At 63.6% G+C, this 16,098-nt stretch carries 14 protein-coding genes; 11 read left to right on the top strand and 3 right to left on the bottom strand.

Features of this window, described 5'->3' with window-relative positions:
- Positions 1–78 precede the first annotated feature (78 nt).
- Positions 79–1,266: a GntR family transcriptional regulator gene (locus ACR30Z_RS18595; RefSeq protein ID WP_144652943.1), complete on the top strand. Its 1,188-nt coding sequence runs from the start codon at positions 79–81 to the stop codon at positions 1,264–1,266.
- A 32-nt stretch (positions 1,267–1,298) separates the two neighbouring features.
- On the opposite strand, the gene ACR30Z_RS18590 is transcribed toward ACR30Z_RS18595, so the two are convergent.
- The 3 genes from ACR30Z_RS18590 to ACR30Z_RS18580 all read right to left on the bottom strand — a co-directional run bounded on the left by ACR30Z_RS18590 (position 1,299) and on the right by ACR30Z_RS18580 (position 4,500).
- Complete coding sequence (locus ACR30Z_RS18590) at positions 1,299–3,671, bottom strand: polysaccharide lyase 8 family protein (RefSeq protein ID WP_434374135.1); 2,373 nt, start codon at positions 3,669–3,671, stop codon at positions 1,299–1,301.
- 257 nt (positions 3,672–3,928) lie between these two features.
- The gene (locus ACR30Z_RS18585; RefSeq protein ID WP_434374133.1) at positions 3,929–4,297 is read right to left on the bottom strand and encodes a type II toxin-antitoxin system death-on-curing family toxin; all 369 of its coding nucleotides are present in this window, start codon (positions 4,295–4,297) and stop codon (positions 3,929–3,931) included.
- Positions 4,294–4,500: a ribbon-helix-helix protein, CopG family gene (locus tag ACR30Z_RS18580; protein WP_223941739.1), complete on the bottom strand. Its 207-nt coding sequence runs from the start codon at positions 4,498–4,500 to the stop codon at positions 4,294–4,296. Before ACR30Z_RS18580 ends, ACR30Z_RS18585 begins: the two co-directional genes overlap by 4 nt.
- Positions 4,501–4,612: 112 nt before the next feature.
- Here ACR30Z_RS18580 and ACR30Z_RS18575 point away from each other — a divergent pair, with 112 nt between their 5' ends.
- The 10 genes from ACR30Z_RS18575 (at position 4,613) to ACR30Z_RS18530 (ending at position 16,086) form a co-directional block, all read left to right on the top strand.
- Entirely contained in the window at positions 4,613–5,200 is a 588-nt protein-coding gene (locus ACR30Z_RS18575) for a DinB family protein (protein ID WP_434374132.1), read from the top strand.
- Between the two features lie 81 nt (positions 5,201–5,281).
- A complete protein-coding gene (locus ACR30Z_RS18570; RefSeq protein WP_434374131.1) occupies positions 5,282–6,262 on the top strand; it encodes a phosphodiester glycosidase family protein in 981 nt (326 codons plus the stop codon).
- Entirely contained in the window at positions 6,259–7,398 is a 1,140-nt protein-coding gene (locus ACR30Z_RS18565; RefSeq protein ID WP_434374129.1) for a GtrA family protein, read from the top strand. Before ACR30Z_RS18570 ends, ACR30Z_RS18565 begins: the two co-directional genes overlap by 4 nt.
- Positions 7,398–8,081 carry a DUF4956 domain-containing protein gene (locus ACR30Z_RS18560; protein WP_434374128.1) on the top strand — a complete coding sequence of 228 codons (684 nt, stop codon included), beginning with the start codon at positions 7,398–7,400 and terminating at the stop codon, positions 8,079–8,081. The genes ACR30Z_RS18565 and ACR30Z_RS18560 overlap by 1 nt, the downstream gene beginning before the upstream one ends.
- Positions 8,078–8,881 (top strand): polyphosphate polymerase domain-containing protein, encoded by an 804-nt coding sequence (locus ACR30Z_RS18555; protein ID WP_434374126.1) that lies wholly within the window; start codon positions 8,078–8,080, stop codon positions 8,879–8,881. The genes ACR30Z_RS18560 and ACR30Z_RS18555 overlap by 4 nt, the downstream gene beginning before the upstream one ends.
- Positions 8,882–8,890: 9 nt before the next feature.
- Entirely contained in the window at positions 8,891–10,465 is a 1,575-nt protein-coding gene (locus ACR30Z_RS18550) for a carbohydrate-binding domain-containing protein (protein ID WP_434374124.1), read from the top strand.
- A 474-nt stretch (positions 10,466–10,939) separates the two neighbouring features.
- Positions 10,940–12,379 (top strand): MFS transporter, encoded by a 1,440-nt coding sequence (locus ACR30Z_RS18545; protein WP_434374122.1) that lies wholly within the window; start codon positions 10,940–10,942, stop codon positions 12,377–12,379.
- Positions 12,369–13,082, top strand: coding sequence for an aspartate/glutamate racemase family protein (locus ACR30Z_RS18540; RefSeq protein WP_434374120.1), 714 nt, complete (start codon positions 12,369–12,371; stop codon positions 13,080–13,082). The genes ACR30Z_RS18545 and ACR30Z_RS18540 overlap by 11 nt, the downstream gene beginning before the upstream one ends.
- A gap of 200 nt (positions 13,083–13,282) precedes the next feature.
- Positions 13,283–13,783 carry a sensor histidine kinase gene (locus ACR30Z_RS18535; protein ID WP_144652954.1) on the top strand — a complete coding sequence of 167 codons (501 nt, stop codon included), beginning with the start codon at positions 13,283–13,285 and terminating at the stop codon, positions 13,781–13,783.
- 107 nt (positions 13,784–13,890) lie between these two features.
- Positions 13,891–16,086, top strand: a complete 2,196-nt coding sequence (locus tag ACR30Z_RS18530; RefSeq protein ID WP_434374164.1) for a transglycosylase domain-containing protein — start codon at positions 13,891–13,893, stop codon at positions 16,084–16,086.
- Positions 16,087–16,098 lie beyond the last annotated feature (12 nt).

The following is a 16,098-nucleotide window of genomic DNA, read 5'->3' as shown; positions in this document are numbered from 1 at the left end:
TGACAATTACTCCCTGAATACTCTCTAAATCGTGGTGCATGATAAGAGAAATCGTCTGTCCACAGCTGGAGATGGATCATGCCAAAGAGGAAACAGGAACCGGACTCCGGCGGAGCGGCTCTTCGCGACACCGCCAAGGCCAACTTGAAGTTCCAGGACTTGAGCGACGACCTCCGCAGGGACATCATCGCCGGGACGTGGGCCGTGGGGACCAAGCTCCCCACCGAGCAGCAACTCGCGGCAGAGACCGGCCTTTCCCTGACCACGGTGCGGAGGGCCTTCGAGGACCTTGTAGGCAAAGGGCTGGTGGTTAGGCGGCAGGGCGCCGGCAGCTTCGTCGCTGCACCCCAGCGCACGCAGAAACGCTCGAGGTTCGTCATCGGCGTCCTGCTCCCGGACACGCAGCTGTACTACCCGCGCGTCCTCCAGGGGATCGAGGAACACCTCTCCGCCCGGGGCGCGAGCCTGCAACTGTCCACGTACCACTACGACTTCACCCGCGAGAATGCCAGCATCCAATTCCTCCTGGATGCCGGAGTGGACGGCCTCATCCTGGTGCCAACGCTGACGGGTCTGGAAAACCCCCAGCAGCGCGTCGCCGAACTCATGGCACTTCCCGTGCCGGTTGTCCTCCTGGAGCGGAGCCTGGACGACTTGGGGCCGGGCGACCTCACAGAACACGTCTGCTCGGATCACCAAGGCGGAGCGTACGACGCCGTCATGCACCTCCACCGTCTGGGTCACCGAAAGATCGGGCTGCTCACGCGCGCGAACGAGGCCGCTCGCAGCAGCAATCCCACGCAGGCTGCGGTCATCGCAGGGTATACGGCTGCCATCACGGCGTTGGGGTTGGAGACCGACGGGCGCATGGCGTTCAGCGCAACCAAGCCGGAGTGGGAAGCCGACCAGGCCGAGCACATGTTCGGGCTGCTGGCTGGCAGTGGTGCCACGGCGGCGTTGGTCTTCGGAGACCGGGAAGCCGCTCTGCTGGAAGGCGCCGCGTCCAGGCACGGGGTTCGGGTTCCCGAGGACCTCGCCCTCGTCTCCTATGACGACGAAATGGCTGACCTCGCCCGGATACCGCTCACGGCGGTTTCGCCCGCCAAGCACAGGCTGGGCGTCATGGCCGCCGATGTCCTGCTGCGTCGGCTGACCGAAGGTGACGCATGTCCGTTGTACCAAATCCGGTTGCGGCCACGCATTGTTGTCCGTGACTCCTGCGGGGCGAAGCGTTGTGAGGCCCGCTCTGCGGCCTTCGGGGGCTAAATGGCGCGCAGAGCGGGCCCCACAACGAGGCTCTAGCGGCGGAGCTTGATGAGCTTTGTCTGGCCGCTAAGCCCGGCGGTATCGATCGTCAGGGTGCTCCGCCCGTCGGCGTCCGTCCCCAGGGTGCCGGCACCTTCCAGGACGCTGGACCACGTTCCCTCCGGCAAGGTCAGCGTGAGGCCGGCAGCCTTCTGCGTCGGCTCACTGACGGCCAGGCTCAGCTCATTCCCGTGCCTGGAGAACACCACGCAGGCAGGACCCGATGCGCCAAGATCCCCCGCCATTCCGGGCTTCCAGAACGTTGCGGCCGTGGTCTTCGCGGTCTTGAACTCCACGGACTGTGCCGTAGCATCGTTGCGGATCACGCTGTACTTGTTTCCCTGCAACAGCTTCCGGGTCAGGTCCACCGATGCCCCCGGCGCCACCATGTACGCATAACTGCCGGTGACAGGCCCGGCCCCGTGGTCCACATAGAGGGTGGCAAAGTTGCGCTGCTGGACCGTGGCGCTGCCGTTGATGTTCACCCCGGACCAGCTGCCTGACCGGGTTTCCCGCAGCACGTGGAGCGGGGAATCATCGAGCATCGCGTACCCGCCGAATCCCTCCAGATGAACCCAGCGCCCATCGCCCAGCACCTCAACGTTGCCTGCCGTTCCCGCGATGGTGCCCGCCGCCGTCGTGAGTGTATTGCTGCCTTGGTGGAGATTGCGGTGGTCGACGATGGTTTCCACCTTGGCGCCCGAAGCAGTGCTGATGTCCGCGCCGAGGCAAACGGTGACGTCGCCGCTGACAAACCAGGACTTCCGGGCGGTTAGGCCCGAGCGGCCCGGCCCCACCAGATGCTGTCCGACGGCGGCCACCTCACCCAGCGCGGTGGCTCCGCTCCACTCATTCGCGGGAACGGCAGCGCCCCACTCCCCCTCCACCTTGTCCGGCAAGGGAGTGGTGTCCACCGTGATGCCGGGGAGGCGGTTGTAGTTGGCCGTGGCCCAGAACGCGTCGTCGTACTGGCCGAGGTCGGACGTGTAGAAGTAGGTCATTCCGGAGCCGGTGTGATAGCCGCGGTTGTTCTCGCCGTTGCCGCATTCGTACCAGGCAATGCGGTTACTGGACAGGGAGAGCGACAATGCCCAGCCCGGTCCGCGGTGCATGGTGCGGTCCATCGCAGGGAAAAGCTTGTGGCCGGTAGCTTCTGCCACGGGGGCAACACCAGAGGCCTGGAGTTCTTTGACCAGTGCCGTCCTGGGCACACTCGCACTGTTGAGGATCGGTCGATAGATATTGCGCGCAATCCAGCCCGCGCACAAACCCCGCCATCGGGCCGCCGTCGCTGGATCCATGGCCCGTGCCAGGAGCAGGATGGCCTCGATCGCCGACGCCCCCAGGTCATAGCCGGTGTTGGCCTCACGGCTGATGCTCCTGCCTCGGACGGCATCGGCCATGGCCCCGTTGATCATGACGGGCGCAAACGAGCCCTCCACGGCGTCGAAAAAGATGCTGCGCGTTGGGTCGGAGACTTCGAACGCCGTACCTCCCAGCAAGGAGAACAACTTGGACAGCCCGGTGAGCAGGACAACTCCGTAGGAGCCCGTGTACGGGGTAGTGCTGTGTTGGATGAACGAGCCATCGCGGAAGATTCCGTCTCCGCTGGTGACGTACTGCCACACTTGGCTGAGTCCGGCCACTGCATGGTTGAGTTTGGCCGGGTCTTCTCCGGCCAGGGAACGGACGATGATGCCCTGGCACAGGTCCACGCGGTTGGCGCCAACGGAGGTGATCTTGCCGCGCTTGGGCGGGAACTGCAGCCACGGGTCGGGCACAAAATGGTCGATGGCCGCGCAGTAGGCAGTGCGCTCCGCTGCGGACAATTCCGCGTGCAGGAGCACCATGGCGTCGGCGAGTGCCCGGGGTACGCCGATCTCCCAGGACCACCAGTTTCCTACCTCTTCCTTCCTGTCGTTGTAGCAAAGGGAGTTGGCATCGGCCAGGCCGTCCTTGATGGCGGCAAGGACCGCGGCGTCCCCGAACACGGCCGCTGTGGGGGTGGCCCAGGCCGTGGCCAGTTGGGACAGGCGGGTGTAGGTGGTGACCATTTCTGCGTCCTTGGCCAAGGACAGGTCCGTGAACACCGAGGTTCGGCCAGACGACGTGTTGAGCTTGGCCAGAGAGTCTGCGGCTTTGTTGTTCAGTGCGGTGATGGCTTTGGCGAAGTCGGGGTCGCCGGCCTGGATGACGTTGCGGCCCGTGATCTGGTCCACCCAACGGTTTCGCAGCGCTGCGAACTCCGCTGCGCCCGGTTCTGCCTCGGCCCAGGCGTTCTGTGCGAACATCGAGCTGACCACTGCCGCCAGGGATAGTGCGCCGGCACCCTGGAGCAGGGTCCTGCGGGGGAATTGAAGTGACAAGGAGTTGCTCCTAACACTCGTGGCGGGACGGGGTCCGACGTCCTTCGCCGGGTCCGCCACTGGCTTGGGTTGAAGTCAACGCGATGCCGAAGAGAGGAATAAAGCAGTACCTTGTCACGTCCACGTCGCCGAAAACGTGCGGGACCGCCATCGCGACCTCCCGGGCCCCGGCTGCGGCGAACAGTTGGGCTTTCTGCACTGCTTTGCCTAGGGAGCGTCGCTTGGGAGACTGTACGGGCGGCTGATTCCCGGTACGACTAACGTGGCACCAGGTGTTGGGAGATTTCGGCGGCAGAATCCCGCAGTTCGATGGTGCCGCTGGCGACACCGACCACAAGCTTGAAGCCCTTATCTGTGGTGAAGTCATGCTTATATCCGTTGACCCAAAGCAGCAGCACCATGAGTGTCCATGCGGTTCGCTTGTTGCCATCAATGAGTGGGTGGAACCGGGCGACGGACTCCAACAGCGCAGCCGCCTTCAGTGCAAGATCGGGATAGGCATCTGCGCCCAAGACGGTTGTAGCCGGCCTGGCCAAAGCCGAGGCGAGCAGGCCGACATCGCGGATATGGAAGCCGTACCGATCAACGACTTGAAGGGCATCCTCGATGTCCAGGTATGCTGTCACGCGTCTTCAAGGCGCGTCAGGAGCTCAGCATCATGACTCATGACGAAATCAAGGCCCTCGCTGATTTCGCGTCGGCGCGCATGGCGCTGCAGAACCAGCTCTGCCCCCTGTAGCAGGAGCGCGGACTTGGATGTGTGTTCCTCTGCGGCCAACTTCTCCAGCCGTCGATCGAGGTCTTCAGGTACGCGCAGGTTCATGGCCATGCATCGATGGTACCAGAATGGTACTGATGAAAAGAGCTTCGTCCCGACTGTCGCGGACTGCCCCGGGTTCGCGGCGAAGTCGTTGCAGGACCCCTTCGGTAGAGTGCTCACCATGGATGACAAAGCGATGTTGCTCGGTTATTTGCGGCTCCGCAGGGCGGACCTGCTCGGAAAACTGGACGGCCTTGGCGAGTACGATTCGCGCCGGCCATTGACCCCCACGGGAACCAACCTGCTGGGCCTTGTGAAGCACGTTGCCAGCGTGGAACTGGACTACTTCGGCGTGACTTTTGGGCGGCCAAGCGGGCGCGACCTGCCATGGCTGGCCGAGGACGCGGAGCCGGATTCGGATATGTGGGTGCCGGTAACCGAGACGCGTGAGCAAATCCTGGAGCTGCACCACTTCTCCGCCAAGCACAGCGATGAGACCATCGAGTCCCTCCCGTTAGATGCACCGGGCGTAGTGCCGTGGTGGTCCGAGGAGAAGAAGAACGTGACGCTCCACCAGATCCTGGTGCACATGTGCGTCGAGACAGCCCGGCACGCAGGCCACGCAGACATCATCCGCGAACTCATTGACGGAACGGCTGGGCAGCGACCAGGCGATCCCAACATTCCGGCCCGCAACTCCGAAGAATGGGCAGCCCACCGGTATCGCATCGAAGAGGCAGCCCGGGAGGCCGACCGCCGCCACTACTGAACCTTCCGTCGCCCCTACCTTCACAGCCCCCGCATAAGTGGAGCAAACCTCCGGCGTAGCCTCGCTCCGTAGAAATGAGGCATGACTCCTCCACAGACTGAACACCGTAAGGGCGGCCGGACCCGGCGCGCCGTGATCTCCGCCGTTCTGGCGGTCACTCTCTCTGCCGGTGGTGCCGCCGCTTGGGCCTTGGACCGCTTTGTCATACCGCACGCAGAAATCACCAACGTCTCGGAATACGAGGCCAGCCAGGCCGAAACAACCACGACGTCGGATGAGACTTCCGCTGACACGTCGGCCAGTGCCGTCGTCACCGATACCTCGTACACCTCGGGCGAAACCGGCATCACAGTCTCCACAGTGACAACCGGCAGCGGCGACGACACCGTCACCTATTACGTTGCCGACGTCTTGCTTGATGACGCCACCACGCTGAAGTCGGCGTTCGCGGAGGACACGTACGGCGAGAACATCACGGAGACCACCTCCGCCATCGCCGAGGACCACAACGCGATCTTCGCCATCAACGGCGACTACTACGGATTCCGTGACACGGGCATCGTGATCCGCAACGGTGTGGTGTACCGGGACGAGGGCGCCCGGCAGGGCCTGGCCTTCTACAAGGACGGCACTGTCAAGGTCTACGACGAAACCACCACCACTGCTGACCAGCTGATCGCCGACGGTGTGTGGAATACGCTCTCGTTCGGGCCTTCATTGCTGGACAGCGGCGAGGTCGCGTCGGGCATCGAGGACGTTGAGGTAGATACGAACTTCGGCAACCACTCCATCCAGGGCGAACAGCCCCGCACGGCCGTGGGCGTCATCGACCGGAACCATCTGGTGTTCGTGGTGGTGGATGGCCGCAGCCCCGGCTATAGCGCCGGCATCACCATGACGGACCTGGCCCAGATCATGAAGGACCTTGGCGCCACCACCGCCTACAACATCGATGGCGGCGGTTCTTCCACCATGTACTTCAACGGGTCCCTGGTGAACAATCCGCTCGGCGACAACAAAGAGCGCGGCACCTCGGACATCCTCTACATCGCCCAGTCATGATCATCCTGATACCGGCTTACGAGCCGGACCACCAGCTCATAACCCTTGTCCGCACCCTCCGGGAAGCCGACCCGTGGGTCACCATCGTGGTGGTGGACGACGGTTCCGGCCCGGAGTACCAGGACACGTTCGACGCCGCCACCCGCTTTGGGTGCCATGTGCTCAGTTACGCCGTGAACGGCGGCAAGGGCCACGCCCTCAAGAGCGGCTTTGCCTTCATCACCGAGCGGTTCCCGGGCCATGACGTTGTGTGCGCCGACAGCGACGGGCAGCACGGCGTGGCGGACATCCTGGCCGTCGCCGACCGGGTCCGTGGAGTCACCGCGGCCATGGTGCTGGGGTGCAGGAACTTCACGGGAAACGTCCCGGCCCGGAGCAAATTCGGCAATACGGTGACGCGTGCGCTGTTCAGGCTGGCGACCGGGCAACGGGTCACGGACACCCAAACGGGTTTGCGAGGCTACCCGGCGGAGATGCTTCCGTGGTTGCTGACTGTCCGGGGCCAACGCTACGAGTACGAGTTGAACCTGCTGCTCGAAGCGAAGCAAGCCGGCTACGGCATCGCTACCGTGGAGATCGCCACGGTCTACCTGGACCACAACTCGGGATCGCACTTCCGTCCCGTGGCCGATTCCGTCCGGATCTATGCGCCGCTGCTGAAGTTCCTGGGCTCGTCATTAACAGCCTTCATGGTGGACACGGTCCTGTTCCTGCTCCTCAGCGCCTTCACGGATTCGCTGCTCTTGGCGGTGGTGGGCGCCCGCGTGGTCAGCGCCTCAGTGAACTTCATGGTCAACCGCCGGCTGGTCTTTGAACATGGCAATGACACGTCATTGCGCTCCGCTGCCACGGGCTATGTGGCGCTGGTGATGGTGCTCTTGTCGGCCAACTACGGCGCGATGTGGGCTCTGACGTCCGCCGCTGTTCCGGACGTGGTAGCCAAGGTGGTCACCGAGGTGACGTTGCTGGGTATCAGCTATGCCGTGCAGCAGCGATTCCTGTTCGTCCGCAAGGCCCGTGCCGCGGCACCGCAGGCCCCTGAAACACATATCCCAGCCTTGGTCCCGGCACAGTTTCAGCACAGCCCGACCGGGAAAAGTGGAGACCAATCCCCCAAGAGATTCCGGAGCAACTGATGAACACCATCATCCTCATAGCGGCAGACCTGGCCGCCATCACCGTCCTGACCCTGGCCCTCTACCTCCGCCGGCACCGGCGCCGCGACCTGGTGGTTTCCTACCTCGGCATGAACGTGGGAGTCCTGGCGGTGGCCACGGCGTTGTCCGGTTCGGCAGCGGGCGTGGGACTGGGACTGGGCCTGTTCGGCGTTCTCTCCATCATCCGGCTCCGGTCCACGGAACTCGCCCAGCATGAGGTGGCCTACTACTTCTCAGCGCTGGCGCTCGGCCTCATCGCAGGCATCGGCGTGGAACCGCTGTGGCTGACCTTGTCCCTCCTGGCCCTGGTGCTGTTGGTGATGTTCGTGGGCGACAATCCCAGGGTCCTCCCGGCCTACCGTCACCAGACCGTGGTGCTGGACCGTGCCATCAACAACGAACCCGAGCTCTACGCCCGCCTTGAGGAAGTCCTCAACGGTACCGTCCACTCGGCAACCATCCAGGAACTGGATATGGTCAACGACAAGACGATCGTGGATGTCCGGTATGCGGTCCGGCCCTTCCACCGGGACCCGTCACAGCCACGGCACTCACAGCTTGGCTTCAACCAGCCGGCCGGCGCGCTCTCCCCGGCACCACAGGAACTGCCATCCCAGCCGGCACCGCAGCAGTCCGTGCCCACCTCGGCCGGTGTCGCATGAACCGCGCCGACGCCCCACCGATCATGCCGCAACTGAGCCAGCTCCCCGCCGTCGGGCTTGAAGAACTCACCACCGAAGCCGCGTTGCTGACCCGGGTTGACCGCAAGTACCTGGTTCCCTCGGCAACGGCTCGGCGGGTCCTCTCCACTTTCAGCACGGAGGCACGCGTCCTGGACATGGACGGCACGCGCACCTTCGCGTACGACTCCGTGTACTTCGATACCCCCGACTTGGACAGCTACATGCTGGCAGCCCATGGCCGGCGCCGACGCTTCAAGATCCGCACACGAACCTACGTGGACAGCGCAGTGAGCTTCCTGGAGGTCAAGACCGAAGGCGCCCGCGAAGCCACCGTCAAGGAACGCATCCCGTATGAACTGTGCGACCGCGACCGGCTGACGGACGAAGGGCTGGCCTACGTCAATGAGACCCTCTGCGCAGCGATCGGCGAAGTGCCGTTCGGTCCGCTGGAGCCCGTCCTGTCCACGCGCTACGACCGCACCACCCTGTACCTTCCCGAATCGGGAAGCCGGGCCACCATCGATTCGGAAGTCACCTGGCAACGCCGGGACGGCCAGCCCTGGGTCCTTGATGACGCGGTGGTGGTGGAGACCAAATCCGGCTCTGCTCCCGGCCCACTGGACCGGCACCTCTGGGCCAACGGCGTCCGGCCGTGCCGCATCTCCAAGTTCGCCACCGGCATGGCCGCACTCCATCCCGAACTGCCGGCCAACCGCTGGAACCAAACACTTCGGCGCCGCATGCCCCTGCGCCCCGTCAACCAACTCCCCCAAAGCTAAGGAATCACCATGCGCTCCTTCCGCACAGCCCTGTCCGTTGCCGCCGTCGCCCTGGCCATCTCCTTGGCCGGCTGCTCCACCGCCGCCACCAGCTCTACGTCAACGGGCGCTACGGGCACGTCCACCACAACTACGCAGCAAGCCGTCACGGCCGCCACCATCGAGGACGACACCCACTACGACAGCGACGACCTCAGCTGGGACACCGCTGCTGAAGTGGCAATCAGCCTGTCCGACGGCGGCAGTAGAGTGACGTCGTCGTCCTCCACAGGTGTGGCGGTTGACGGAAACACCGTCACCATCAGCGCGGCCGGCACCTACCGTCTCAGCGGTTCGCTCAGCGACGGCCAAATCGTGGTAGCCGCCGGAGATTCGGACACCGTGCGCATCGTCCTGGATGGGGTGGAACTGGGCAACTCCACGGGCTCGCCGTTCGTGGTGCAGGGCGCCGACGAAGCGATCGTGTACCTGGAGGATGGCAGCACCAACACGCTGACCGACGCCACCGCGCACTCGGACCAAGGTGAGGACGCACCCAACGCAGCCCTCTATTCCATGGCCGACCTGACCATCGCTGGCACGGGCTCCCTTGCCGTCAACGGGAAGTTCAACGACGGCATCGTTTCCAAGGACGGCCTAGTGCTGGCATCGGGCAAGGTCACGGTGGATGCAGTGGACGACGGCATCCGCGGCAAGGACTACACGGTGCTCCTGGACGGCGCCTACCAGGTGACCGCTGGCGGTGACGGTGTGAAGGCCGACAATGAAACGGACGAGGGCCGAGGCTGGCTCATGGTCAGCGGCGGCGCCCTCACTGTCAACGCCGGCGACGACGGCGTCAAAGCGTTCAACACGCTGACCGTCACCGGCGGAACGGTCACCGTGGCCGAGTCCGAAGAGGGGCTGGAAGCGCAGCACATCGTGATCTCCGGCGGTGACGTGGCGGTCACTTCCAACGACGACGGCGTGAACGCATCCGGCGGGTCGTCGACCAGTACTGACACCGGCGCTGGCATGGGCGGCGGCGGTATGGGCGGAGGAGGTATGGGCGGCGGCGAGACCGTTGGCGACTACACCGTTGAGGTGTCGGGCGGAACTCTCACCATCGATGCGCAGGGCGATGGCTTGGACTCCAACGGAAATGCCACTATCTCCGGTGGAACGGTGGTGGTTAACGGGCCCACCAACGACGGCAACGGCGCACTGGATGTGAACGGTGAACTGACGGTCACCGGCGGCACCGTGGCTGCTGCGGGAAGCGCCGGAATGGCCGTTACCCCGGGAACGTCGTCCAGGCAGTCCGGCGTTCAGTTGACCTTCGATTCTTCCGTTGCCGCAGGTACTCCCGTGCACATTGTGGACTCGTCGGGAGCCGTGGTGGCGACGTTCGTGACCACCAAGACCATCGCATCCCTGGTGTTCTCCTCTTCCGCGATCACCGACGGTGCCACGTACACGGTGTACACGGGCGGCAGCTCCGAGGCGAAAGCCGGAGTGACCACGGGCTCCATCGACGGCGCAGAGGAACAGGGCACCGTGACCGCGGGCCAGTACCCCCAGGCGCAAGGTCCCGGCCGCCGCTGAGATTCGTGGCAGGTGCAGTTCTGCTGGATCATTCGTCATCGCCCCGACGCTGTCCCCGGTAATCCGGGGATCTTCAGAGGGAACAAGCGAATGATCCAGCAGAAACGGGACGCACTGGTTCGGGCCACTGGTTCGGGCCGCTGGTTCGCGATGGCATACTACGCTGCGATCGGCCCTCGGATCAGGACCGCCCCTTGGTGAGCCTGAGTAGCGTCAGGAGTGAGCCTTACTGCTCTCTTTCGACCACTGAAGGGCCCTAAATCAACCCTTTTTGGATGAATTTGCTGTGTGGGTCATCCAATGGGGGTCAATAGTCCACCACATCAAAGCCACCGCTGAGGATCCGGTCACATTCTGTTTACACGGCAGCTATGGCCTTCTGGTATCCCAAAGTGTAATCTCCATCACATTCCCTCATGCGATATTCGCATTCCGTATGACGGAACCCCTTCAGAGCTCAGTAAGGAGCGCACTGTGGAAAAAGACCATGCCCAGGAGGCTGCAACACCGCGGACCGGATCCCTGGCACAACAAATCGAAGGCGCGTATCAGCGAATCGGGGTGACCGGCGCGCACCGCCAGATCGTCTTCATGATCCTGCTGGGTGTCTTCTTCGACGCCCTTGAACAAAATGCCGTAGGCATCACCGGCCCCATCCTTCGCCAGTCCTGGGGATTGGGCGCCACCGAAATCGGCTTGCTGAACACAATGACGTTTACGGCAACCGCACTCGGACGGCTGGCGACGGGCCTGATCGTCGACAAATACGGCCGGCGCCACATGCTGGTCATCAACCTCATCATCTTCGCCGGAGGCTCGTTGCTCTGCGCGGTGGCCCCCAACTATCCCATCCTGGCGGTGGGACGCTTCATCGTCGGCTTCGGATTGGGCGGCGAAATCGCGGTAGCCGTGATCATGATGGCGGAGTTCTTCGCTGCCAAACACCGTGGCACGGCGGTTGGCCTGATCAACGTCACCGCTGCCGGCTTGGGCAACATGCTGGCACCGGCCTTCGGCATCCTCGTCTTCACCCTCTTCGACGGCCCGGACAAGTGGCGCTGGGTGTTCGGCCTTCTGTTCATCCCCGCACTGCTGGTGATGTTCTTCCGTCGCTACGTTCCGGAAACGCCCCGCTTCCTGGCCTCGCAAGGAAAGATCGACGAAGCGAACCTGGTCATCACCCGGCTGGCACGCAACAAGCTCTCCGGCCCCGTCACCGATCCCGAAACCTATATCACCGCAGTCCCCGACCCCGTGGTGGTGAAGACGTCCGGCCATTGGAAGGACGCACTCCGCGGCAAGCTCCTCAAGCGCACGGTCCTGCTGTGCATCGCCGTCTGCATGTCCTACGCCGCCCAGATCTCCATGCTGACGCTCATGCCAACCATCCTGGTGTCCCGGGGTTACGCCGTGAACACCAGCTTGTGGTTCACGCTGATCATGCAATCAGGTTCCTTGCTGGGCGCCTGCACTGCCGCATACCTCGCCAGCCGGCTGCCTCGGAAAAAGGTCCTGACATCGGCTGCGATCCTGGGCTGCCTGTCCGGCCTGTCCATGGCTTTCCTGGCCAGCGACATCGTGCTCATTGTGATCTTCGGGGTGCTCTTCAACTTCTCCGTGATCATCCTTAACACCACTATTTGGCTGTTCGCTCCGGAGCTCTACCCCACCCGCACCCGCGGGTTCGGAACGTCCATCATCCTGGCCGCGGGTTCCCTTTCCGGCGGCTTGTTCCCGCTCATTTCAGGGGCTGTCTTCGATTCGGCCGGACTGCCGGGGATGTTCACCACACTGGCAGTCTTGTTCATTGTCCTGGCGGTCGTGGTCCAGTTCCCACCGGAAACCTTCGGCAAGCCCTTGGAAGAAGACGCCGAACCGAACGAGGACGAGGAGGCTGCCATCTATGGGCACTGACAGTCACGCGCCGAGGGACAAAACAGTCCTGCTGATCAATCCGAACACCAACAGCAACACCACCGCCATGATGGTGGACCTCGCCGCGGAGACTCTCGCGTCACACGGCATCCGGGTCACCGGAATCACCGCAGCCGCCGGACCCTCCATGATCGTGGACCCGGAGAGTCTGGCCGAGTCCGCGGAACACGTCAGGGAAGCAGCCCACGGCTACCTTTCAGGACCCGACGGCGGCAGGGTCGCCGCAGTGATTGTGGCGGCAATCGGCGATCCCGGGCGTGAGCAACTGGACCGGGAGCTGGAGATTCCCGTGGTCGGGATCGGGCAGGGTTCCCTCCATGCCGCCGCCCACCACCCCGACGGGCACCTTCGCCGTTTCGCCATGGCAACGAGCACACCGTTGCTGGTGGAGGCACTGGGCAAACTGGTGGCAGCCCACGGGTTCCAAGAGTCCTTTGCCGGTGTTCGCTTGACGGAGTCCGAGCCCCTGGTCCTGGCGGCCGATCCCGAAAGGCAGTACCGGGAACTGGCCCATGCTGTGTCTGCGGCATCGGAGAAGGATGGTGCGGACGCGGTGATCATCGCCGGTGGCCCGCTCAGTGCCACCGCCCGGCGACTTGCCGAGTCCACCTCCGTCGCCATCATCCAACCGGTGCCCAGCGCCTGCCGGCTGTTGCTCACCTTGCTGGCGAAGGACAGCTGACCACACGCCAGTCACAACCCGACGGCGGTCCGCAAGGGCCGCCGTCGGGCGTCACTGCACGAGGCGCGTCCATGCCGCAAGCCTCACCCGCAAACTTGATGCGAACTTGAGCAAATCGAAAAGGTTCCTTGATGTTGCGGCGCCACGCTGGAAGCAGTCGGAACACCAATACCTCGGGGTTTCGGCAACGAATTTCCGGTATGGAACACAACGATGTGGGGGACCAGATGGACCAGTCAGCAGCATTAAGCGAGGTGGTGTCCGTGAAGGGCATCATCCAGGATCAGCACCCCGTGGATTTCTACGCGCTGGGCGTCGCCGGATGCATCGACAGGCTGGCAGCCCCGTTGCGACGGGCAGGCGTGACCGTGCACTGGCACACTCCGCACCACGGCATCGAGATCTCGTCATCGGCCGCCGCACTGCTCTATCACGTGGCGCAGGAAGCCTTCAGCAACACCCTCAATTATGCCGAGGCCAGCGAACTCACCGTCCGGCTCAACGCCGTCTACCACGGCATCCAGCTCACCATCACGGATGATGGCAACGGATTCGAAATCCATGCCGCCCCCAGTGGACGCCGGCACGGCTTCGGACTGCTGATGATGTCCATCGCAGTGCACGACGCCGGCGGGACAGTGGACATCGACTCAGAAGTTGGGCGGGGCACCAGTGTGAGGGTCACGCTGCCGCTGGATTGAGTCCTATTTGGGACCATAATTGGGCTCCCAACCCATGGATCGACGGCACTCCCGGACGTATTCTGTAGCTACTTTTCAGCCTGCATCCCAACGGAATGGCAACGAAAATGGCGCGGAACAAGGGTCCAAAGCTAGGTCTGGGCAAGGTCCTCTTGAGGGTCTTCGTGTTCTTCTTCGTGAGCATTCTCTGCGGTGTGCTGATCTCCGGCTTCGTGGTGCCCGTGGTCGCTTTCACCAGCACCACGGTGGGCGGGTCCATCGGGTTTTACCAAAGCCTGCCCAGCCAACTCGACGTCGATTCCCCTTCCCTGTCCAGCACGGTGGTCACTGCAGACGGGCAACACATTGCAACCTTCTTCGCCGAGAACCGGGTGAAGGTTCCCTTGGAGGAAATGTCGCCATTCATCCGGGAAGCGATCGTGGCCATGGAAGACAGCCGTTTCTACGAGCATCCCGGCGTTGATGCACAGGGCATCATGCGGGCGCTGAGTTCCAACCTGACCAAAGGGACCCGGCAAGGCGCCTCCACGCTGACCCAGCAGTACGTCACCAACGTGCTCAACGAGTCGCGCCTGTCCGAGGGCCGCCCAGAGGATGTAGTCCTCAGCGGCGAGAAGACCATGGGCGATAAGCTCCGCGAAATCAAGCTGGCCCTGGAGTTGGAGAAGCGCTTCACCAAGGAACAAATCCTCGAGGGGTATTTGAACATCGTGTTCTTCAACCGGAACGCTTATGGCATCGAGGCCGCGTCACGGTACTTCTTCAGTACGTCAGCGAAGGAACTGACATTGCCGCAGGCTGCGCTCCTGGCAGGCCTGGTTAATGGCCCCAGCATCTATGATCCAACAGCCGCCCCGGAGGCTGCGCTCATTCGCCGCAACCTGGTGTTGGACCGGATGCTGGAGCAGGGCAAGATCACCGCGGTGGACCACGGGGTCGCAGCGGCAACGCCCATCGAACTTAACATCACCCCTTCCCTGCAAGGCTGCGCAGGGGCGTCGATTGCTACCTACTTCTGTGACTACGTTTCGCATCTCATCCTCAATAACGAGGCCTACGGTTCAACGGTGCAGGAACGTGAGCGGCTCCTCTATCGTGGCGGCCTCACCATCACCACCACGCTGGACAGCAGGCTCCAGGCCGTCGCCCAGCAGCAAGTGGACTCTTCCGCCGGTGCCAACCCGGATAAATGGGGCGCTGCGTTGACCACGGTGCAGCCCGGCACCGGCAAGATCCTGGCCATGGCCCAAAACACGGTGTTCGTGCCGCAGGACGGAAAATACGATACCCAGCTGAACTTCAACGTGGATGCCAAGGATGAGAACGGTTACGACCTCAATGGCGCAGGCGGCTTCCAGCCCGGTTCCACCATGAAACCCTTCATCTACGCCGAGTGGCTCAACGAAGGCAAGAACCCCACCGCCGTGGTTGACGCATCCCGCAGGGTCTACCCCGTGGGTTTCCCGTGGCGTTCCAGCTGCGGCAGGGTGCTGGGTGGTTACAGCTCGGCACAGAAGGCGCAGAACCTTGGTGCCGACGATGACCTGCAAAACAACGACGTCGGCTACTACCGCCCCATGCCCATCAATTACGGCCTCTACAACTCCATCAATACGGCCACCTTTGCCACTGCCGCTCAACTGGACTTCTGTGGAATCCAGCGGATGGTGGACACCGTGGGACTGCACAGCGGTTTGGACAACGCACCGGTCAACATGCACCAGATCGGCAACCTCCTTGGCTCCATCGGCGTGGCTCCGCTGGTGCTCGCGAGCGCCTACGCCACCTTCGCCAACGACGGCACCTACTGCAAGCCCATCGCCATTACGGGAATCAGCGATTCCCAGGGCAGGGAGTACCAGACCCAAACACCGGAGTGCCGGGAAGCGGTAAAGCCGGCCGTGGCACGCGGTGTGAACGCCGTCCTGCAGGACGTCATGAAGGTTGGCTCCGGCGTGTGGATCGAACCCAAGGTCCACACCCGGGTCCCTGTTGCGGCCAAGACCGGTACCTCCAACAACAACGGCGCTACGTGGGTGGCCGGCTACACCACCGCCCTCGCCACCGCCTCGTTCTTCGGAGACACGACGGCGGGACAGCAGCGGGCGGGACAGAACGTCACCATCAACGGCAAGTTCTACAAGTCACTGGATGGCTACATGATCGCCGGCCCGCAGTGGGCCAATTACATGATGGAAGCCACGGCACTGTATCCGAGCGGGCCTTTCGCGGCACCCGCTCCCCCGCCGCCACCGGCACCTGTTGCCACGGTACCCGCGGTTCCGAGGCTCACGGGGCGGTAGGCAGGCCCTGGG

This window comes from Paenarthrobacter sp. FR1 (assembly GCF_051106045.1).
Classification (GTDB): domain Bacteria; phylum Actinomycetota; class Actinomycetes; order Actinomycetales; family Micrococcaceae; genus Arthrobacter; species Arthrobacter nitroguajacolicus_A.
This window is presented reverse-complemented; position numbering and strand designations above follow the sequence as displayed.